General features: G+C 51.5%; 19 protein-coding genes. 6 read left to right on the top strand and 13 right to left on the bottom strand.

All coding sequences use genetic code 11. The features are described 5' to 3' along the window. Window positions 1-114: 114 nt before the first annotated feature. From ABEA66_RS11740 to ABEA66_RS11720, 5 genes are all read right to left on the bottom strand, one after another. Window positions 115-780, bottom strand: a complete 666-nt coding sequence (locus ABEA66_RS11740) for a hypothetical protein (protein ID WP_345587677.1) — start codon at window positions 778-780, stop codon at window positions 115-117. 14 nt (window positions 781-794) lie between these two features. Further along, the gene (locus ABEA66_RS11735) at window positions 795-1,943 is read right to left on the bottom strand and encodes an LCP family protein (RefSeq protein WP_345587676.1); all 1,149 of its coding nucleotides are present in this window, start codon (window positions 1,941-1,943) and stop codon (window positions 795-797) included. Window positions 1,944-2,228: 285 nt separating this feature from the next. Continuing rightward, a complete protein-coding gene (locus ABEA66_RS11730; protein WP_225948590.1) occupies window positions 2,229-2,579 on the bottom strand; it encodes a hypothetical protein in 351 nt (116 codons plus the stop codon). A 45-nt stretch (window positions 2,580-2,624) separates the two neighbouring features. Then, window positions 2,625-3,125: a dihydrofolate reductase gene (locus ABEA66_RS11725; RefSeq protein ID WP_192705325.1), complete on the bottom strand. Its 501-nt coding sequence runs from the start codon at window positions 3,123-3,125 to the stop codon at window positions 2,625-2,627. A gap of 89 nt (window positions 3,126-3,214) precedes the next feature. After that, a complete protein-coding gene (locus tag ABEA66_RS11720) occupies window positions 3,215-3,487 on the bottom strand; it encodes a hypothetical protein (RefSeq protein ID WP_079913437.1) in 273 nt (90 codons plus the stop codon). A 319-nt stretch (window positions 3,488-3,806) separates the two neighbouring features. On the opposite strand from ABEA66_RS11720, the gene ABEA66_RS11715 reads away from it, so the two are divergent. Continuing rightward, window positions 3,807-4,709 (top strand): helix-turn-helix domain-containing protein, encoded by a 903-nt coding sequence (locus ABEA66_RS11715; protein WP_345587675.1) that lies wholly within the window; start codon window positions 3,807-3,809, stop codon window positions 4,707-4,709. Window positions 4,710-4,991: 282 nt separating this feature from the next. Here the strand turns inward: ABEA66_RS11715 and thyA are convergent, their stop codons facing one another. Together thyA and ABEA66_RS11705 are read right to left on the bottom strand one after the other, a co-directional pair. Continuing rightward, the gene (gene thyA, locus ABEA66_RS11710; protein ID WP_345587674.1) at window positions 4,992-5,786 is read right to left on the bottom strand and encodes a thymidylate synthase; all 795 of its coding nucleotides are present in this window, start codon (window positions 5,784-5,786) and stop codon (window positions 4,992-4,994) included. A 128-nt stretch (window positions 5,787-5,914) separates the two neighbouring features. Further along, on the bottom strand, window positions 5,915-6,655 hold the full coding sequence (locus ABEA66_RS11705; protein WP_345587673.1) for an SDR family NAD(P)-dependent oxidoreductase: 741 nt from the start codon (window positions 6,653-6,655) through the stop codon (window positions 5,915-5,917). A 169-nt stretch (window positions 6,656-6,824) separates the two neighbouring features. Here ABEA66_RS11705 and ABEA66_RS11700 point away from each other — a divergent pair, with 169 nt between their 5' ends. Further along, on the top strand, window positions 6,825-7,625 hold the full coding sequence (locus ABEA66_RS11700) for a Cof-type HAD-IIB family hydrolase (RefSeq protein ID WP_345587672.1): 801 nt from the start codon (window positions 6,825-6,827) through the stop codon (window positions 7,623-7,625). A gap of 289 nt (window positions 7,626-7,914) precedes the next feature. On the opposite strand, the gene ABEA66_RS11695 is transcribed toward ABEA66_RS11700, so the two are convergent. Then, the gene (locus tag ABEA66_RS11695; RefSeq protein ID WP_345587671.1) at window positions 7,915-8,571 is read right to left on the bottom strand and encodes an MBL fold metallo-hydrolase; all 657 of its coding nucleotides are present in this window, start codon (window positions 8,569-8,571) and stop codon (window positions 7,915-7,917) included. Then, window positions 8,571-9,257 carry a TetR/AcrR family transcriptional regulator gene (locus ABEA66_RS11690; RefSeq protein WP_345587670.1) on the bottom strand — a complete coding sequence of 229 codons (687 nt, stop codon included), beginning with the start codon at window positions 9,255-9,257 and terminating at the stop codon, window positions 8,571-8,573. Before ABEA66_RS11690 ends, ABEA66_RS11695 begins: the two co-directional genes overlap by 1 nt. 229 nt (window positions 9,258-9,486) lie before the next feature. Between ABEA66_RS11690 and ABEA66_RS11685 the strand changes: the two genes are divergently transcribed. The 3 genes from ABEA66_RS11685 (at window position 9,487) to ABEA66_RS11675 (ending at window position 13,649) form a co-directional block, all read left to right on the top strand. After that, window positions 9,487-10,890 carry a hypothetical protein gene (locus ABEA66_RS11685; protein ID WP_079913444.1) on the top strand — a complete coding sequence of 468 codons (1,404 nt, stop codon included), beginning with the start codon at window positions 9,487-9,489 and terminating at the stop codon, window positions 10,888-10,890. A gap of 402 nt (window positions 10,891-11,292) precedes the next feature. Continuing rightward, the gene (locus ABEA66_RS11680) at window positions 11,293-13,014 is read left to right on the top strand and encodes a proline--tRNA ligase (protein ID WP_345587669.1); all 1,722 of its coding nucleotides are present in this window, start codon (window positions 11,293-11,295) and stop codon (window positions 13,012-13,014) included. Window positions 13,015-13,226: 212 nt separating this feature from the next. Continuing rightward, window positions 13,227-13,649, top strand: coding sequence for a collagen-like protein (locus ABEA66_RS11675; protein ID WP_345587668.1), 423 nt, complete (start codon window positions 13,227-13,229; stop codon window positions 13,647-13,649). Window positions 13,650-13,731: 82 nt separating this feature from the next. On the opposite strand, the gene ABEA66_RS11670 is transcribed toward ABEA66_RS11675, so the two are convergent. Next, window positions 13,732-14,064, bottom strand: coding sequence for a hypothetical protein (locus ABEA66_RS11670; protein ID WP_079913447.1), 333 nt, complete (start codon window positions 14,062-14,064; stop codon window positions 13,732-13,734). Between the two features lie 188 nt (window positions 14,065-14,252). Between ABEA66_RS11670 and ABEA66_RS11665 the strand changes: the two genes are divergently transcribed. Further along, window positions 14,253-15,317 (top strand): acyltransferase family protein, encoded by a 1,065-nt coding sequence (locus tag ABEA66_RS11665; protein WP_345587667.1) that lies wholly within the window; start codon window positions 14,253-14,255, stop codon window positions 15,315-15,317. Window positions 15,318-15,708: 391 nt separating this feature from the next. Here the strand turns inward: ABEA66_RS11665 and ABEA66_RS11660 are convergent, their stop codons facing one another. The 3 genes from ABEA66_RS11660 to ABEA66_RS11650 form a co-directional block, all read right to left on the bottom strand. Continuing rightward, entirely contained in the window at window positions 15,709-17,025 is a 1,317-nt protein-coding gene (locus tag ABEA66_RS11660) for a deoxyguanosinetriphosphate triphosphohydrolase family protein (RefSeq protein WP_345587666.1), read from the bottom strand. Window positions 17,026-17,154: 129 nt separating this feature from the next. After that, window positions 17,155-19,119 carry a methyl-accepting chemotaxis protein gene (locus tag ABEA66_RS11655; RefSeq protein ID WP_345587665.1) on the bottom strand — a complete coding sequence of 655 codons (1,965 nt, stop codon included), beginning with the start codon at window positions 19,117-19,119 and terminating at the stop codon, window positions 17,155-17,157. 21 nt (window positions 19,120-19,140) lie between these two features. Next, a complete protein-coding gene (locus ABEA66_RS11650) occupies window positions 19,141-20,043 on the bottom strand; it encodes a helix-turn-helix domain-containing protein (protein ID WP_256865528.1) in 903 nt (300 codons plus the stop codon). Window positions 20,044-20,298 lie beyond the last annotated feature (255 nt).

Here is a 20,298-nt window from a genome sequence, read left to right as displayed (position 1 = left end):
AATGGTAGGCGCTTGCCAGCCCCCATTCCGGACTTTCACCGTAGAGATGACGCCCATGCTGGGCGTACATAGCAGAAAGCCGCTTGCGTCCGTAACGCAGCGGCTTTTGCCTTTCTATCGGCGCTGCAGCCCCAGCCTATCCGCCATATGCTGTACCAAGGACCGCAAAGGATCGCCTAAACGGATGCCGCAGGCCCGTTCCGTATGCTCTGCTGCCTGGACCATAGATAGCTGGGCGGCCCATACTTGTCTATCGGGGTTGTCTTCCGCGAGCCTTTGCAGCCCAGATGCAACCAGCTCCGTGTACTTCACCTTCCTCCCTTGCATCAGCAGCTCAAAGGAAGGCTCAATCGTTTGTGAGTGCAGATCCAGCCGCCTGCCCTGCTGCTGCGCATAGCGAATCAGACGCTCCAGCGTCCCCTGAACGGTCGCAGGATTGGTAAAGACAAGCAGTGACGGACGATCGCTGCGGCAGATCGCCTCGAACAAAGGGTCATCCAGCTTAATCACGGGGATGCCGTAATTCAGCCCGTCCGGCATATGGGCCGTAAAGAAGGTACAAGTGATGAGGACGGCATCGACATGGGAGGCCGCTATCCAATCCAGCGTCTCCTTGATCTTGTCCTGCGCCTTCTCCAATGTAAAATAAGGATCGGCTTTGCGCCGATCCACTCCCGGGTCTACATAATGAACCAGCTCCACGCCATACGGCGCAAGAGCCTGCTCTATGATATCAATATTCGAATAATGAGCGTGATAACAGCCAATTGTAATGGGCATTTTATCGCTCCTTCCTACTCAAATGGCAAAGGATTACCGCCAATGGACGGCGCCGGGCCCTCCTTCTTGGATGCTGGGGCTCCATAGGTCACTCCGCTGACCGTATTCCCCGCAGCCGGGTTTCTGCCTGAGCTGCTTCCGCTGCGGATGCTGTTAGAGCTCGAGTAGCTTTTTCCATATGTATTGGTTGAGGTGGAGTCCAAGCTATCCCAAGCACCTGAGCTCGCATGATCCGCATCGTCATCTAGCTGCTGCTTCAAGGCTTGACTCGCCTTTTGCAGCTCTTCTTTCTTAACCACTACATAGGGGCTTTCCCATTCTCCCTCTAAATGAACATAGTTAATATTAGAGGCGTTCATATTAAAGTATGTACGGATCATATCACGAATTTGCGATGAAGGCACGTCCGTGTTCATGTGGTTGCCCACCGTCTCTATCATTTGCGACAGCTTCGTGATGCCTCCCGCCGACTTTACGCTTTTCAGCATTTCATTCAATACCTGCTGCTGCCTCGCATTCCGCTCGAAGTCGCTCGATTCCTGCGTATTCATATTCGACTTGCGGTACCTGACGAAATCCAGCGTCTGCTTGCCGTTCAGCTTGGAGATGCCTTTTTTCAAGTTAATATTCGTACCGTCCTCGTCGTCTACATAGCGCATATCCATGTCTACGTTGATCGTAAGTCCTCCCAGCACATCGACCGCCTGCCGAAAGCCTTCAAAATCAATGGTGATCGCATAATCGATCGGGACCCCCAGCACCTCGGAAAATACGCTTTTCGTCTTCGCAAAGGCTTCCTCTTTATTCATATTATAAAAGTAGGGATAGTAATAATTCGCTTTTCTCTCCGGAAGCCCCTTCGGGGACAGCTGCGTATCCCGCGGAATCGAAACCAACGTCGCCGACTGCGTATTCGGATTCACGCTGACCACCATGATCACATCCGAATTCAAGCTGCCTGTATCCACACGATGGTCAATTCCCATCAGCAGTAATGTAAGCGGTTTTACTTTGGCCGACTCTGCCTCGGCAACAAGCTCCGGCGTTCCTATTTTCTCAATGACTTCACTGGCGTCCTTATATAATACGGTGGCATAGATGCCAACGCTCACCACGCCTATCAATACGCAGGAGAGCGCAATCTTGACGATCCTTCTCAACATATCATCGTCCCTCATTTCCCAGAAAACCAATGCCTAAGATTATATAAGAAAAACCTTAAAATAAGCTGACAAAAAGCTTAAAATTTCGTTATTTCCCCATAAAAAGGGCTAAAGCCTGTCTTATTCCAGCCACGGATTTCATAATTTCGTCATAATTCCAGTGTATTCTGTAAAGAACTGTGTGTTTCTGTAATTTCTTTTTACGACAAAAAAACAGACCAATCGCCTAAGGTAATTAGACGTGTTGGACTGTTTATTCCCATCATAGCTATGGTTCTAGAAAGGTCAGCGGACTTGCTTGGGCTGCTCCGTATTCGCGCTTACCGCTTCAATGCTTTGCATCGATTGGGTAAGCTGCTCCTGGACTTGCTTCAGCTCCTGCTCATGCTGGTGGTGATGCAGGGAAATTTGCGCGTCCAGCTGGCTTTGGGCTTGCTGTACGGCCCGCTGCGCCGTCTCCAGCTGCTGAATGGAGCTGGCCAGCTTTTGCGGATTGGATTCAAGCTGTGCATGCCGGACGGCCATTTCTGCATCCTTTGCCACTTGAATGGCTTTTTCGGCATTATCGACGACATGGCGGAGCGGCATTTGGTGTTGGTTAACCTCTGTCAGAAGGACCACATCCTTTCGGTTCATTCTCAAACCTTAAGATGCACCGAATCCGTCTAAATCATTCCGGACTCAAGCCCGCTTCCGCTCATAAATGACAAACTCGTAATCATACGGATTTTTTTCGTCACGAGGCCCCTTTTCTCTGGAGACGATAGTCCAGCCGGAAAGATCTAGCTCGTCCAAAAACGTATCGGCCTCAAACCGATGCGCAATTTCCGTTATATACATTTTGTCTGCATAAGGCATGAACAACCGGAACACTTCCGCTCCGCCGATCACGAATAGCTCGCCGCTTTCCGAAGCAGCTCCGTAACGTTCCAGCGCCTCCTCGACGGAATGTACGACTTCACAGCCTTCTGCTGTAAACGCACGGTCACGCGTCAAAATAACATTGCGCCGTTTCGGAAGCGGCCGCCCGATGGATTCGAACGTTTTGCGTCCCATCAGGATGGTATGGCCGCTGGTAACTCTTTTGAAGAAAGCAAGATCTGCAGGCAAATGCCATGGCAGCCTATTATCTACTCCTATACCGCGCTGCTCATCCATGGCAACAATAAACGAAATGATCATATTTCAAGCCTCGATTCCATATTGAATGGCCTTGACCGAAGGAAAGAACGCTTTCAACTATCAAGGCGTAGAACATTATCCGTATGATATCACGGGCTCCGATCTACTTTCAATTCAACCACAACCGCATCATGGTCTGCTTTCGTTGATGTTTTATAAATATAGTAATGCTTGGAGCAGTAGCCCTTGGATACGGCATTTCGGCAGCAATTCACCCATTTGCATTGTTTGGGCTCTTTCTTTGATTTTTTTCTCACCATATGCGGACTACCGGTTCTTAGCAGCCTTTGATGATGCATGGAGCATAGATTTCTCGCCTTAACCAGGCGCTGGCATCCTTCCACTATACATACCTTCATCATTATCGCGATCCCTCTTCATTGTGTGTTAGTGGCCATGATGTCCATGGAACCTGTTATTAAGCATATAGTCTTCATTATTATACGGTTTCCCGTTCATTCCTAAAAATCCGGTGAACCTTGAAGAACGAAGCGTAAAGCGATCCCTGGGCCCCGTTATCAGCCCTAGCTATCGATTTTTTCAAATGAGGTTAACTAATTAAATCACTATTCGAAAAAGCTCAGCGAATTAAGGGAATACATAGGTCTTCCAAATTTCGGAGGTTGTTTAAGCACATCTATCATTTATATACTTAACTGGTTGGACAGGGGGAAAAATCGTTTGTTAACCGTAGATAGGTTAGTTCGAATATTAAAAAAACCGATGGGAATCCTTAAAAAAGAGGGAGAGAGGCTCAGCTTTACGGAGGTTAACGAGCCCTTTTGCGCCTTATCCGGGTATACGCGAGAGGACCTTGCCAACGTGGATCCTTCGCTTTTGCTGGCTAGTGAACAATCTCACTCCGCTTTATCCCAATTTGATACGGAAGATTTTTTGAAAACGGAGATCACCGTTTTTTCCAAGGATCGCACCAAGGTGTATCTGGAGGTAGAGCTGTACCGGTTGAACGAAGGAAATAGCGAGCTGATCATCGCCTTCGCCGACCATATCAGCAGCAAAAAGTGGATCGATCAGCAGGTAGCCAGCCATCCGATTTTTTGCTCGGGTATAATTAACCCCTCCTATATTTTGACTCGCTGTGATATGTACTATGATCCGATCGTTGAGCCCTTTAGCCGGTATGAGTGTCATTCCGTCTTTGAGCTTATCGCTGAAATAGATCATCCGGTAATGAAGCAGGTGCTGGAGGAAACCAGGCAAACGAAGCAAACCAAGGAGGTTATTCTTCGGACAGCCAAAATGGCGGAGGTTGTCGAATGGAAGATGAAGGTCATCGTCCATCCTTTCTTTGACGGCTCCGGCAGCTTTCTGGAGTATGCCTTTGCTATCAGTCAGCTGGATTTGTACGAGGAAAGTAATGACCCTTCCATCCGGTTGAAGGTACTCATGGCCCAACGCAATATTTCGGCCCAATGCTTGTCCAAGGCGACCGGCATTACGATCCAGACCATTTCGAAGCTGAGAAACGGGAAGGTAGCGAAGCCCCAATTGTTAACCGCGCAGCTGATTGCAACGGAGCTCGGCGTCGGCGTATCCGATATTTGGGAGGAGACCCGGCGTTAGCCCCCAATAAAAAATCGACCTCCGGTCTGAGGTCGATGGGTTGAGAAACCTATCATAGGGAAACAAGCAAGGTGGTAGGTGGGGTATCCCCTGTAGGAGCGTTAGCGTTCGCCTTTGTTTTCGGGAAATCCCCTCTATAAAGTAAATATAATCGAAATTTCACGAAAACAACAGCGGCCGGAAGGGGATACCTCACCGGGTACCCAAGCATATTTTCAATCTCTATAGGTTTCTCAACGGACTCATCGACCTCTAATCCGAGGTCGATTTTTTATCTTTCCGTTATACAGAAATAGGAGCTTTAATACCAGGGTGGCTTTCGTAGCCTTCTATGACGAAATCCTCGAACTTGTAATCAAACAAGGAATCTGGCTTACGGACAATAACCAGCTTAGGTAGCGGGTAAGGCTCGCGCGACAGCTGCAGCTTCGCCTGCTCCAAATGGTTCAAGTACAAATGAACGTCGCCCCCCGTCCAAACCAGCTCGCCAGGCTCCAAATCACATTGCTGGGCTATCATATGGGTCAGCAGCGCATAGCTTGCCAGATTAAACGGAAGTCCCAAGAACGTATCGACCGATCTCATCTGGAACATGCAGGACAGCTTGCCGTCGGCTACATAAAATTGAAACGCATAATGGCAGGGCGGCAGCGCCATCTTGTCCACTTCCGCCGGATTCCAGGCAACGACCAGATGACGGCGCGAATCGGGATTGCGTTTGATCTGCTCGACCACTTGGCTGATCTGATCGATATGCCGTCCGTCCGGGGCCGGCCAGCTCCGCCATTGGGAGCCGTAGACCGGACCCAAATCCCCGTTCTCATCCGCCCACTCGTCCCATATCGTCACTTTATTTTCCCTTAAATAACCAATGTTGGTATCCCCGCTGAGAAACCAGAGCAGCTCATGGAAAATGGAGCGAATATGCAGCTTCTTCGTGGTCAGCAGAGGAAATCCTTGCGACAAATCACAGCGCATCTGTCTGCCGAATACCGAGAGGGTGCCTGTTCCCGTCCGGTCGGTCTTTTCCACGCCATTCTCCAATATATCCTTAAGCAAGTCCAAATAGGCCTTCATCTCATGTACCACCTTTTTTCCTCTTGATTCAGCACTTTTTCAGTCTTGAATCATTATATCGGACGCGGCGAAGCGTGTCTATGCGGAGGAATGCCGATGAACGCATAACGGGCGCAATGCTCGGAGCCTCAAGGTAACAGCTGCTCAACGATAGTGCCTTGACCGAAGGAATCTCCTAGCAGCAATCGGATTAGCTGGTCTGCGGTATATTCGGGAGTCGTCAGCATGCCCTTATCCTTTATACCGGCGAATAGATTCGCAGAGGCGAACCGGCCAGGGTCCGTTGTTCTTGCCTCTTCCTGCAACGAGGTATCTATCATTCCCGGCCATACCGAAACGATTTGCACACCGCCCTCCTTCCCCTTTTGCTCCAGGCCGACCGCTTGTGTGAACGTATCCAGCCCCGCTTTTGCTGTAGAATAACAGCTCATTCCGGGAACCAGATATTTCGATGAGGCAGACGATAGATTCAAAATCCGTTTGTCTACGCTCATCCCGGCGGTCCGTTCTATAAATAGAGAGGTCAAAATCATCGGAGCAAGCAGATTTACCTGCATATGATAAGTGATTTCCTGCGCGCTGCACTGTTCAATGGAAGCGAGAGGGCCAACTACGGCGGCATTGTTAATGAGGTACACCGACTCGGCATCGGCAGGATCAATGAATTCGAAAATTTCGTCCATCAATCCATCCAGCTCCCCAGACCTGCTCAGATCAAACGGAAAATAGCGAAGGTTCCCCTGCCTGGAAGCCAGTACTGGATTAACGGATCTGGAAACACATAGAACGCAATGCCCGGGGGCTAGAAGACGACCGGCTAATGCCTCGCCAATTCCTTTCGAGGTGCCGGTAATAATGAAGTATTTCAATTCCACTCCTCCAATTTAGGATAAAGTATTAGTACCAAGTACTAAAATTTACCTTATACCTAATGCTGGAAATTGTCAAACGAGCGGATTTTTGCTGCTATATAGTCCCCTCACGAAATGTAAGGTATAATGAAAGCCGTACACAGAAAGATAACGGGAGTGGATAGACATGTATAAAATGCTGGCGATCGATATCGACGATACGCTCATTAACGATGCAAAGGAAATTACGGAGGGAACCAAGCAAGCTTTGGCCGAAGCGATTGCTCACGGGGTTACGGTTACTTTGGCTACCGGGCGCATGTACGCATCGGCGAAACAATTGGCAGCCCAATTGGAGCTTAACGTGCCCCTCATTACGTATAACGGCTCGCTCGTTAAAAATTCCGGAGACGGCCGGATTTTGTACGAGCAATGCGTGCCTAAGGAAGCGGCATCCGTTATTTTCGATTATTGCGAGCGGAACGGGCTGCATCTGCAAACCTACTATGATGATGTGTTGTACGTAAAGGAAGATAACGATAAAATCAAGGCCTACTCCGAGCTGTCTAAAATCCCGTACACGGTTTATCCCGACTTTGCGGAGCTGGTACACAAGCCCTCATCCAAATTATTGATTATCGACGATCCGGCCAGGCTCGACGAGGTAGCCTCCGAGCTGCGCAGCCTGATTGAAGGCCAGGTTCATATAACGAAATCGAAGCCTCATTTTCTGGAAATCATTCACCATCAAGGTACGAAAGGGGACGCGCTGCGATACTTGGCACAGCAATTCGGCTATGACTTGTCGCAAACGATCGCAATCGGAGACGGCTGGAACGACCGGGAAATGCTTGAGGCCGCAGGACTTGGCGTGGCTATGGGCAATGCGGTAGCAGGACTTAAGGAAATCGCCGATTACGTTACGCTCAGCAATAACGAGGACGGCGTGAAGCACGTCGTCGATAAGTTCATCCTTCAGACGGTATAAGGGAAGGGGAAAACGTCCGTAAATCGGACGTCAGATTGTCGAGAAACCTATAAGCTTGAACTATTGCTAATATACTACGGTGGGGTATGCCCCTCCAGCCGCTGTTGAAACCCGTGAAAGGGATCAGATTTAGTGGTATTTTCACGGGTTTCAAAGGCGGACGTAAACTCTTCCGAGGAATACCCCACCTCCATATTTAGCAAAGTTCTCGCAAAACTAGGTTTCTCGACAGACTCACGTCCGTAAATCGGACGTTTTTTTGTGTAAAGATAGCCGTATCCGCAAGCGATTATGCGAAACGAAGGAGGTAAGCATCGTACTGCTCTTGTGCGTTGGTTACGGACACGTCGCCGCCATGGCAGACGCTGACCAGGCGCGGGTTCAGCTGCTTCACGATGGCCCCGCTTTCCAGAGCCTGCTTCATATCCGACGTAAACATCGGCATAGGCCGGTTCAGCCTGCCCCTCTTGGAAGTAAACAAGTCGCCTGCCAGCAGCACGCCGTCCTGTTCATGAAAAAACACGGTATGCCCCGGAGAATGTCCCGGTGTGTGATAGCCGGATAACCCTGCTGCTTTGAGCACATTCATATCTAATGGCTGCGCAAGCCCCGGCTCCATGAGCTTCTCTGCTTTTTTGCGCCCGGGAAACGGAAGCTGCCCCTCCATATAAGGAATTTCCGAAGCATGAACGTAGACCGGTACGCTATAACGTTCACGAATTTTTTTCACTCCGCCAACGTGATCGGAATGACCATGTGTCAGTACAATGCTCTGAAGCGGCAGTCCCAGCGCCTTCATGCACCGATCCAGGCTTCCTGCCATCCAAGGAATCCCTGTGTCCACCAGCATTAAGCCTTCATCGGACTTTACCACCCATGCGCTGACCGGAAATCCGATCCATATCGTACACTTCCATATATGCTCCGAAATTTGCATCATGCTCATTACGCATTCCTCCCGTTCTTGTTCTTCCTTTTCTTTGACAGCTTCTCATCCAGCTTATGCTTCTTCAGCATCCCTAAGATCACCATCTCGACGCCTTCATCCAGAATAGGAACGATCCGTTCCAGCAATTCTTCTATCGGCTCCTCGTTGCTGAGATAGGTATGAACGATGCCGTACAGCATGTAAAACAAAATGCGCGCATCGTTGGTCTTCTGTTCAGTTCCTTCGGCTTCAATGATCCGGTTCAAGGCTTCCGACAAATAGGCAAAGATCTGATTCCTATGCTTATTCACTTCACTCTGCGGATTAACCTCGTCAACCCTCCCCGCCTTCATGTTGAAAATGACCGGCACCATGCTTTTATGGGTCAGGCTAAAGCGAAGAAACTGTCGGCTGAGCTCTTTCAGCGCATCGAGTGCTTCCATTTCATTATGATTGATGATGTTAAGCATCGTCTGCTCCAGCGTCATCAGCGGAGGAATGACCAGCGTCTCCAGCAAGGCTTCCTTATCCTTGTAATACAAATAGATCGTCGTGTGCGAGCAGCCTGCTTCCTTGGCAATTTCCCTCATCGTAACCGCATCATAACCGCGTGAAGTAAACAGCTTGCCGGCGGCTTCCCGGATGCTGCTCTTCGTCTCCTCCGACCGGATTTCCTGTCTGCTTTTTCTAATCGGCTCTTCCATAATCAGCCCTCCGTACACATTATAACCATCGGTTAGTAACCATTGGTTATATAATAACCGATGGTTATAATTTCCGTCAAGCCCTTTCAGATGTCACGGCAGCCATTCGATAGAACTGATTTTCTTCTGCAAGGAGCGCCCTCTTCACTCCCGCCGCGCACCAAAGGCAAGCCGATGCATATGGTGTAGTAAGTAAAGCTTGGGCTTTTGCCACGGGAGGCGATTCAGCTTGGAAGTTTCCATCTTATCTTTGCATTGGGTATACTTGCTGTTTATCGTATTGATCATTGGATTCATGGTATTCCGCAGGGATACGACGATCCTTTGTATCGCAGGCATCTTTATTCTCGGATTGCTGTCGACGCATTCCTTAAGCCACTCTATCAGCGGCGTGTTCAACAGCTTCATCTATGCTATCAAAGAGCTCATGGGGACGATCTTGATCATCTCCATCATCGTATCCATGAGTAAGGTGCTGTCTCAAACCGGCATCAACGAATCCATGATCTCTCCGTTCGCACGGTTCATTCGGACGCCGGCGCTGGCGTTCTGGATCATCGGCGGCTTGATGATGGTGATCTCCTGGTTTTTCTGGCCATCGCCCGCCGTTGCTCTGCTGGGGGCTGTGCTGCTTCCGGTTGCATTGCGGGTCGGCTTGCCCGCCCTGGGCGTAGCTGCCGCGATGAACCTGTTCGGGCACGGGATTGCCTTATCCGGCGACTTTGTCATCCAGGGAGCCCCGAAGCTCACAGCGGATGCCGCCGGCATCCCCGTAGGGGATGTCATTCAGGCCAGCGTGCCCCTCGTTATCGTGATGGGCGCGGTGACGACCATCACGAGCTTCTGGCTGCTTCGCCGCGATATGAGAAGCGGCAAGCTGACTGCGAACACCGGAGTGACAGCCGTACCGACGAAGCCTGCTGCCGAGAGCTCGCGGATCAGCCGCTTGTCCCGCTCCAGCCGGGTTCTGTTCGCTGTCCTGATCCCGGTGCTGTTCCTGGCCGACGTGATTGCCATGTTCCTGCTTAAGCTTCAAGGAAGCGATGCGACCGCCCTCGTCGGCGGCACGGCCCTTCTCATCATGCTGTTCATTACCTTAACGGCGCACAGAAGCAAAGGTCTTGAGAAATCCGCCGAATACTTGGTGGAAGGTCTTCAATTCGGTTTTAAAATATTCGGTCCCGTCATTCCAATAGCCGCCTTCTTCTATCTGGGTGACTCCGCCTTCGCCGATATTTTCGGTAAGGTGCTGCCTCCCGGCTCCCACGGGCTGGTTAATGATTTAGGTCTTGCCTTGGCTCATACGGTTCCTATTAACGGAGCGGTCGGAGCGGTCACTCTGACGACCGTAGGCGCCATCACCGGTTTGGACGGCTCCGGCTTCTCGGGCATCTCCCTTACCGGCTCGATAGCCAATCTCTTCTCCACCGCCATCGGCTCGGGCATCGCCACGTTGACTGCGCTCGGACAAATCGCCGCCATTTGGGTCGGCGGAGGGACACTGATCCCGTGGGCGCTGATTCCTGCCGCAGCGATTTGCGGTGTCGACCCGTTCGAGCTGGCAAGACGGAACCTCAAGCCGGTCCTTATCGGATTAGCTGTGACCACCGTCGTAGCGATGTTTCTGCTGTAGGCGGCAAGAGGGGCTTGACCGGTCATTCCATTTCGTGTAAATTAATACCAATTGCTAGCTTAAATAGAAAAGCGATGACCAAGGATATAAGGACTGCCGGTTGATTGGCCCAGAGAAGGAGATCCCCGTCTGCGAGTCTCCACAATCACGGAGTATCTTCCCACCTTGAAAGCTGCAGCGGGGAACCGAAGCCACCAAGTATCCGCTGACGGTAGAAGCCGTTATCTTCTTGGAGAGCTGCTGCCTGGCCTTATGACCGCGGCAGTAAAATAAGGGTGGTACCACGACGCAATCGTCCCTGACGATGGCGTCTTTTTTATTTTCGCTAATGGAGTAACCGTCATTGTCCAAGAAAAGATGCAAGCTGCTACAAACAAAAAATCGCGTAAGGAGGAAATGGACATGAGACAGAGCGGCATGCTCATCCCGACCCTAAGGGAGGTGCCTGCGGAGGCCGAAGCCGCAAGCCACAGGCTTTTGTTACGAGGAGGATTTATTCGGCCGCTGGCCGCGGGAATCTATACCTATCTTCCCATGGGCTGGAGGGTTCTCAAGAAGCTGCAGCAATTGATCCGTGAAGAGATGGATCGGACCGGCGCACAGGAGCTTCATATGCCCGCTCTCCAGCCCGCGGAGCTTTGGCAGCAGTCCGAACGCTATAACGTCTACGGACCCGAGCTGATCCGGCTGCACGATCGGCACTTACGGGAGTTTGCCTTGGGGCCAACCCATGAAGAGGTCGTCACAGCCCTGATACGGGATACCGTCAGCTCCTACAGAAGCTTTCCCATGACTGTGTACCAGCTTCAAACGAAGTTCCGTGATGAGCTTCGTCCCCGCTTCGGGCTGCTTCGCGGCAGGGAGTTTTTGATGAAGGATGCGTACTCCTTCGCTATGGATTGGGATAGTCTGGACTTGAGCTATCGGGCCATGTATGAGGCGTATCAGCGGATTTTCGCCCGCTGTGGGCTGCATTACGCTGCCGTGGAAGCCGATGCCGGCTCTATTGGCGGCGAAGGGGAAACTCATGAATTCATGGCGTTGGCCGAAGTCGGTGAGGATACGATAGCCGTTTGTCCAGGCTGCGGGTATGCCGCCAATCTCGAGAAGGCAGTATCGGTCCGGCCCGATCAGGTTGATGGCTCATCAGGTTCCATCGGCGCCTGTGAAGCATTTCCCACACCAAGCATAAAGACGATCGATCAGCTTGTCCAGACTTTGGAGCTTCCGGCGGATGCCTTTATTAAAACGCTTGTTTACGTTGCCGATGGTCAACCGGTGGCTGTAGCGGTTCGGGGGGATCAGGAGGTGAACGAGCTGAAAGTAAGACACTGGCTGCAAGCCGAATCCTTGGAGCTTGCCGATGAGCAGACCATCCGGGAGGCCGCAGGCGGACCGGCAGGCTTCGTAGGTCCTGTCGGGCTTTCTATCAAGCTTCTGGTCGACTATTCGGCCGCCGCCCTATCCTCGGGAATTGCCGGCGCCAACGAAGCGGACCATCATTTGCGCAATGTCGTGCCGGGCAGAGACTTTCCCCTCGACCACACCGGAGATTTCCGCAATGTCAAGGAAGGAGATTGCTGCCCGCGCTGCCGGGATAGCCTGAAGCTTGCCCGGGGAATCGAAATCGGGCACGTCTTCAAGCTCGGCACCAAATACAGCGGCAAGCTCAAGGCGGAAATAACCGATGCCTCCGGTCGGCCGACCAAGCTTATTATGGGCTGCTACGGCATCGGCATCTCGCGCCTGTTATCCGCCATAGCCGAGCAGCATCACGACGAGCACGGTATCCCGTGGCCGGCTTCAATCGCTCCGTTTCGGGTTCATTTGATTCCGGTCTCTATCCAAGATGAGGCGCAACGTGCTCTGGCTGAAAGTCTCTATGAGCAGCTAACTAAGCATGGCGTTGAAGTACTGATAGATGATCGCGAGGAAAGACCAGGAGTCAAATTCAAGGATGCCGACTTGATTGGCATCCCCATCCGCATCGTGATCGGCAAAAAGGCGGCGGACGGCCTGGTCGAATTCAAATTGCGCGGCAGCGGCGAGCAAACGGAAGTAACCGCGAGCGAGGCTTTGGAGCGTATTCTCCGGCAAGCCTCCGATGACTTCGGAATCCTATAAACCCTATTGCGGCTAATAGACCCGGATGAGCCCCAAGTAAGGTACATGGATGCATGTGCTTTACTTGGGCTCACACCGGGTCTTTTTTTCCGCAGCAGTCTATGGCGACGGGAATTTTCGGGCTCTTGCCCATAACCGAATAGGCGCTTGCTACATATATTGAATCTTAGATAGGCATTAGCTTAGTCGTTAATAAAAAGGAGATGTTAACCGTGTATCCATATCCGCAGCCTCAAAATGCTGGACACGATACAAGAAGCTTTATACCGGGACCAGGACTTGGAGGTCCGGGAGGACCCGGCTTTTTCCCGGGAGGACCTGGGGGCTTCCCTTCCTCACCCCCTCCTGGACTGGGAGGAGGCGGTGCAGCCGGTGCACCTCAGTCCCCGCCACCGTCCTTCATACCTCCGGAGCCTTTCGCCGCGCCCTTTGCCGTAGATGCCAGCAGCATTCGCGGCTGCTTATTCCGTTATGTGTACATCTGGCAGGATAACGGGGACCAGTACTGGATGTACTTGACTCATGTAGGCCGCAACTCCATATCCGGCTTCCGCTGGTTTGGAACGGGTCCTATAGGCTTCTGGCTGTTCTTCGGTCTGGATTTACGCAGAATCCGGCAGTTCACCTGCTTCTAAGCCAATCTCATTTTACCGTATAACCATCGGAAGACCCGCTTGCAGGAGCGGGTCTTCCGTCTTGTAAACAGCGAACGCTCCATTAGTTTTCAAGCTGAAGCAGCAGCTGCGCAATCAGCTGGGTATTTTCCAGCTTGTTCTTTAAATAATCGTAATCGACCCTGGATTGATCCACAGCGACCTTGGCCTTGGTCAGCACCCTTCTCAGCTCATGCGTATGCTGCCAAATCTCCGCGTCCCTTGCCTGCTCGTTCCGCCCCGTCACCAGACCGAGACTGAACAGCTCACACTCCTTGGCATGCAGCGCCAGCTTGGCATCCTCCAATCGGCTTAGGCTGTCGTAATAATCGGCCTCCGCCTCCCGCAGCTGCTCCGGGAGCTGCTGCAACAGCAGCAGCACTTCCTCTTTCGTCATGACGCATTCCCCTCCACGCAAACTCGTTTTCCGGTCTCCGTATCAGTCTATGCGCCCCCCGCTGCCATTAAGCTTCTTTTAAGGATCCTTTCAGCGCCCTTTCAGTTTAAAGTCATACTTATGACATCTTCATGTGGGAATATAGAAGCAAAAGCACGAAATTTGAAGCAAATGGAGAGACAGCCCCAATGGAAAAACGCTTTACGATCCCATACATCCAGGCTGCGCGCGGCATTGCCGTTGTTCTGGTCATGCTGTTTCACGCATCGCAAATGGCGAACAAATATTTTCAGATCAATTTTCTCGGGGTTAGTGACATGGGGCGTTCAGGCGGGTATGCCTACTTTTTCGTATTGACCGGATTTTTAATGTACACGCTGTACCATAATCATTTCGGCCGTTCAGGAATATGGCTTTCGTTCATCGTCAAACGGTTTCTGCGCATTTATCCCCTGTACTGGATCGTTACGTTAGCCGTCATTCCGGTATATTTCCTGGTCCCATCCTTCGGCCTAGGATTTGAAACAAAGCCTTCGGAAATTATCCGCTCCCTGTTTCTGATACCCGGTCCGAACCCGCCCATTCTGGGAGTCGCCTGGTCGCTTATTTATATTGTCTTTTTCTATGCGGCCTTCTCACTGCTTTTTGTTCTCAAGAAACCCGCCGCCGCTCTTTTATTCGCGGTATGGGTGACCATTATTGGTTTGAACAGTCTTGGCTGGATTCATTTGAAGGATCATCTGTGGATACACTTTTTATTTGATGGTCTTCATCTGGAATTTATGTTGGGGGTAACCATCGCGATCCTGACCCGGCATACCCGGATTCGGAACGGCTTTGGCTGGCTTGCGGCAGGAATCGCCGTGTTCCCTGTTGTGTGGGGACTTCGTCATGCAAATCCTGATTTTTCCTATGTGAACACCCTGTATACTATCGGTTCAGCACTTGTTCTTGTAGGAATAGGGTCCCTCAAGATGAAAGCCCCTGCGTGGCTTAAGCCCTTGCAATTTCTCGGCGATGCTTCCTACTCCATTTTGCTGACAAGCCTGATCGGTTTGTCCATCACGATGAAGCTGGCCAAAGCAGCCCATCTGACGAACTGGATCAGCCCTTCTGCAGCCGCTGCGCTCTGCTTTCTTATGGCATTGGCCATCTGCTGTACATTTTATGGCTTGATTGAGAAGCCGCTCGTCCAGCGCTTGAGACAGCTTCTGCTGCCCAAAGTCCAGCCGGCGGCCACTCCATCGAAATAGGAGCGGCTCAAACTTCATGCAACCCTGCGATCCGTTATCGTACGTTTTCGTTCGATACGCCGCAGGGCTGCTTCGTTTTGGGCCCATGCTCACCTTCCTTCCTAGCTCTCATACCAAAAAAGGACGCTCCTGTTAAGAGCGTCCAGATGGATGAGTAACTACAATCCCTTGAACAATGCGAAAGGTGGGAGGTGAGGTGTCTCCCGGAGGAGCGGAGCGTCCGCCTTTGTTATCAGGAAATCACACCTAATAAAGTCAGATTAAAAATTTCCTGATAACAACAGCGGCCGGAGGGAGATGCCTCACCGGGGAACCGGAGCAGTTGTTCAAATATCGAGGCTTCCCATCCATCCCAAAAAACGCTCTCAAGGAGCGTCCTTTTTTCCCCGCCTTAATCCATTTCATAAATCGAGCCGGACTTGCTGGCGAACATTTCGGCATATACTTTTTCCGCGTAGGCATCGGTCATACCCGAAATATAATCGGCAACAAAGCGGGGCCAAGGCCATCTGCTTTTATGCTGCTCGTAGTTCTCCATCCAATCCGGCGGGATGATCAAACGGCCGGTTTCATACTCGATGAAGCTGGTCCATAATCGTTGAATCATAATTTCGCTGCGCTTTTGCAGCCGCTGCACACGGAAATCCTTGATCAGCGTGACCCACGCCAATTTCTTCAATATTTCCATCGTCCGCAGCAAATGAAGGTCCTCTTGCCCGTCGCGGACAAAGGTAACCCGCTTCCAGCCTTTTTTCGGATCGTCGATAATCCCGACCTGGTGCGCGAAGGCGCTGACCCAACGGGCCTTGATCTCTCTCCGCGTTCTTGAGGCCTCCTGGCCGCACTCGGCATAAATCGTCTCCCACTGCTCCAGGAACGAGATAAGCACCTGCTTGACCATCACATTCAAATCGACCTGCTCCCAGCCCATGTCTCCGTTGCCGTGATCGTCGACGATTTCCTGGATCACATTCTCTACAAGCCGCGGGTCCTCGAAAAAGGTCCGGTTCATCTGAATTTTCCCTGCACGAATCCCGTCCTCGATGTCATGGGTGGAGTAGGCAATGTCGTCACTTAAATCCATCAGCTGCGCCTCGAGTGTAGAGCATCCCTCCGGCATCCCCCACTGGTCCCGAAGCATCCCGATCTCCTGCCACTCCATACCATACACGCCCTTCAGACGTCCGGGCTCATCCAGGTTATACGGGTATTTATTTATCGCAAGCAGCACCGCTGCCGTCAAATCCAGTCCGCTGCCGCTGCCTGCGCGCTTTTCAAGAAACATCAGAATGCGAAAATTTTGGGCGTTCCCCTCGTAAGCCATCCCATGGACGACGGCAAGTAGCTGATTCAGCACCTCCTCACCCTTATGCCCGAAGGGAGGATGCCCCAAATCATGGGCTAACGCTGCGCACTCCACCACCGCCGGATCCATCATCAGTCCCGGATGCTCCTTGCGTCCGAGGAAGGGGTACAGCTTTCCCATTTTACGCGCGACTTCACGGGCGATTTGGGACACCTCCAAAGAATGGGTCAACCGGGTCCGGTAATAATCCCCCGACCCCGCGCCGAACACCTGCGATTTGCCTTGAAGCCGCCGAAAAGCGGGAGATTGAATCAATCTCGCGTAATCCTTCTCGTATTCGTCCCGTTCTTCGCTGGATTTTGTTGCCGTCGTGTCATTCAATCGCAGTTTTCGCAAATCCATCTATGTTCTCATCTCCAATCACCTGTCCCGGGTCCGTTATCGGTAAGGTATATCGAAAAACGACGTTCCCCCGGAACGCCGCCTTCATGTTCTATGTACCATATTATCATTTTCATGGACAAAATAAAATCAACATTTAAATCGCTCAATCTTCGTCTGCAGCTCTTCCGCCATCGAAGACAAGGCTTGCGCAGAAGCGGATATTTCCTGCATGGAGGCCATCTGCTCCTCGGCCGCGGCGGAAATCTGCTCCGTATGCTCAGCAGCCGTCTCGGTAACCTGCTGCACCGTATTCATCGTTTCACTTACCTTATGCGTTCCAAGGGCTGCGTTCCGGGAGGAGGCCGAAGCGATCTGCATCTGGTCAGAGACCTCGGTGATTTTCCCTTTAATCTCTTCGAACAGCTGCCCCATACGATCCACGACCTCCTTGCCTGCGGCCACTTCCCGTGATGCCTCAATCATCGAATGCAGCGCCTGGTTCGACTGCGTCTGGATTTCTCCGGTCAGGTTATTAATCTCGCTCGACGACCGCGCAGTCTGCTCCGCAAGCTTCTTGACTTCGCCGGCAACAACGGCAAAGCCCTTGCCATGCTCTCCTGCCCGGGCCGCTTCGATAGAAGCATTAAGCGACAGCAGGTTGATCTGATTGGCGATCTCGGTAATCTGCAGGATCATCCGGTTAATATCCTCCGAGCGGCTGGCCTGCTCTTTCACGATAGCTTCCAGCTGATCGACATTGGCGCCGATCACATTCATTTGACGGATCACCGTCCCCAATACGACGGCCCCTTCATCCGAATAGCTTCGGGCCTCTTCCGCACGGGCGGACGAATGCTGTACCAGCCCGGTAATATTGGACATGTCCGCTGCCATTTCCCCTGTCACTCTGGAGCTCTCATTGACCTGTTCCACAAGAAGCTGGGAGCCCTGCGACATGTCCTGGGCCGAGGACGCAATTTGGTCCGTCGCCTTCGTATTCTGCTCTGCGCTTGCGCTCAGCTCCTCGGAAGAGGCGGCCAGCTGCGTCGAGGTTTCTCCGATTTCGACAATCATGGTCTTCAAGGATTGCACCATCTCATTAAAGCTTTGTCCCAGCTTGCCGATCTCATCCTGGGATCGAACCGTAACCGTCCGGCGCAGATCCCCTTGGCTCAAGGAAGCAGCCGTATCCATCAGCTCCCTTAACGGACGGATGATGGAGCGAATGATTCCAGCGATGAGCAGTCCGCCAAGCACTAAAGCTGCTATGACGACACCGGCCGTAACCTGGTAAATAACCGCCGATTTTTCCACCGTTTCCTGTGATTCCATCGCTCCTACCAGCTTCCAGCCCGTTGACGGATTCGTCACGAACGCAGCCTGCTTCTGCTGGCCGTTCAGCATATAGCTGGTCCTGCCCGAATCCCCCTTGTAGAACTGCGAATAATGCTCCTCCACCGCCTCCGCACCCGGCTTCTGTGAAGGATGAATCAGAAACTTTTTGTTTTTATCCAGTATGTAGACGTATCCCCGCTCCCCAATTTGCGCGTTTTTTACCATGGAAGCCAGCTTGTCGAGACTTAAGTTTACGCTGATAACCCCTTTTTTGTCGGGAAGCGTCATGGCAACCGATACTACCATATTCCCTGTAGTGGCCGACACATAAGGATCGGATATGATAACGGCCCCTGCGGATTTCATCGCATCTTTATACCAATCCCGCTCCCGGGGATCGTACTTTTGACTGCCGGGGTCCGGCGATTTCATCCATGCGCCGTTTTCGTTCCCGAGAACCGTGAGCTCTAGCTCCGGATGGTTGGAAGCGAAGGCATCGATGACTTCGCGGGCCCGGGAGCTTTTTTCATCAATCGCACTGCTCGAAAGCTGCTTGGCCAAGCCTTGCACATTGCTCATTTCCATGCGGAGATATTGCTCCACTGACTGATTCATCAGTTCGACCGTATCTTCTGCCGCTCCCATGAGTTCACCTTGCATGCTGCTTTTAGCAGTTTGATAAGCGATAATCCCAATCAACAAACAGGGAATGATAAGCACAATGGCAAACGCAGCAATCAGCTTGTGCTTTAAACTCACATTATTCAATCCAAGCATGGGCTTGTCTTCCTTCCATCTTTAAAGGGTATGTAAAGCATCATCCCAAATGTCTGATTCTTCTACTCCCAAAGCGCGGGCAACCAGGCTTTTGGTATAGGCATGGGGCTTGTTGATTTTACCGTTGCGAAGCTTGGAGAGCGTCGTTTTGGAAATTCCGGTCATGCGGGACAGCTCCAAGAGAGACATCTGCCGATCGATCATAAGCATTTGCAGCTTTAGAGCGGGAGGAACCGTAGGTGCGGCTTCATCACGAACTTCAAGCAGCACGAAAGCAAAATGCCGGAACTGCCCGTCCGCCCTGTAAAAAGGGCAAATGATCGCTTTGCGGCGCCGCCTTACATTTTTGACCAGCGTAGAAAAAATAAATTCCGTGACGTTCCCTTCCTTCGCACATTCCCGCAGCTTTTTACGAATTCTCATAATGTCTTCCGAAGCGGTAAAATGAACCAGAGAGCGTTCCTCGAAATGCTCGATCGACAGCTCTGTACCGGAAACGTATTGCGTAAGCCGCTCAACCGTCAGCTGCTCGCTTAGCAATCCAGAACCGATGATCTGCGGTAGCCGCAAATGAGCCTCAATCCACTTCCGCTCGGAGATATCCCGCACAACGCATAATAGAAACGTTTCGGCCCTTCCGGGAACCAGACTCATATGAATCTCAGCATGAATTCTCGTCCGATTTTTCCTTACAAGGACCGTTTCGGTCAGAACCGTTCTTTGCTTATGTGCCTTCTCCACTTTCTTGATCATTTCGCTGTCATTCTCCGGAGCAATCATTTCCCCGGGGTGGAGCTGGAACAAATCGCATATGGAGTCGCAGCCTAGCAAAATAAGAAACGAATCATTAGCTGTAACGAATTGCGACAGCTTCCCGTCCTTCAGACCGATAATCACCATTGCGTCCGGAGCGTATTGAAAGATCGTTTCTATAATTTCCCCTCCCCCAGCTCGTAATCTGTTGCCAACATTGTAACAAAGCCGTAAATTGGCAGGCTATTGTTAAATGATACCAATGGGAAAGTAAGAAAAGAACAAATGGACATGCCCTCAGTATAGGGGGTCATTTTGCCGCTTTACAAACGGTTACAGGCTCGTAACAATGCCGTGAAACTTGCGTTTTCGAGTCCGATTTTCCTCTTTCGACATATTCCGTACGAAACTTAAACAGATTAAACT

The organism is Paenibacillus vulneris, from assembly GCF_039543185.1.
Taxonomy (GTDB): domain Bacteria; phylum Bacillota; class Bacilli; order Paenibacillales; family NBRC-103111; genus Paenibacillus_S; species Paenibacillus_S vulneris.
This window is presented reverse-complemented; position numbering and strand designations above follow the sequence as displayed.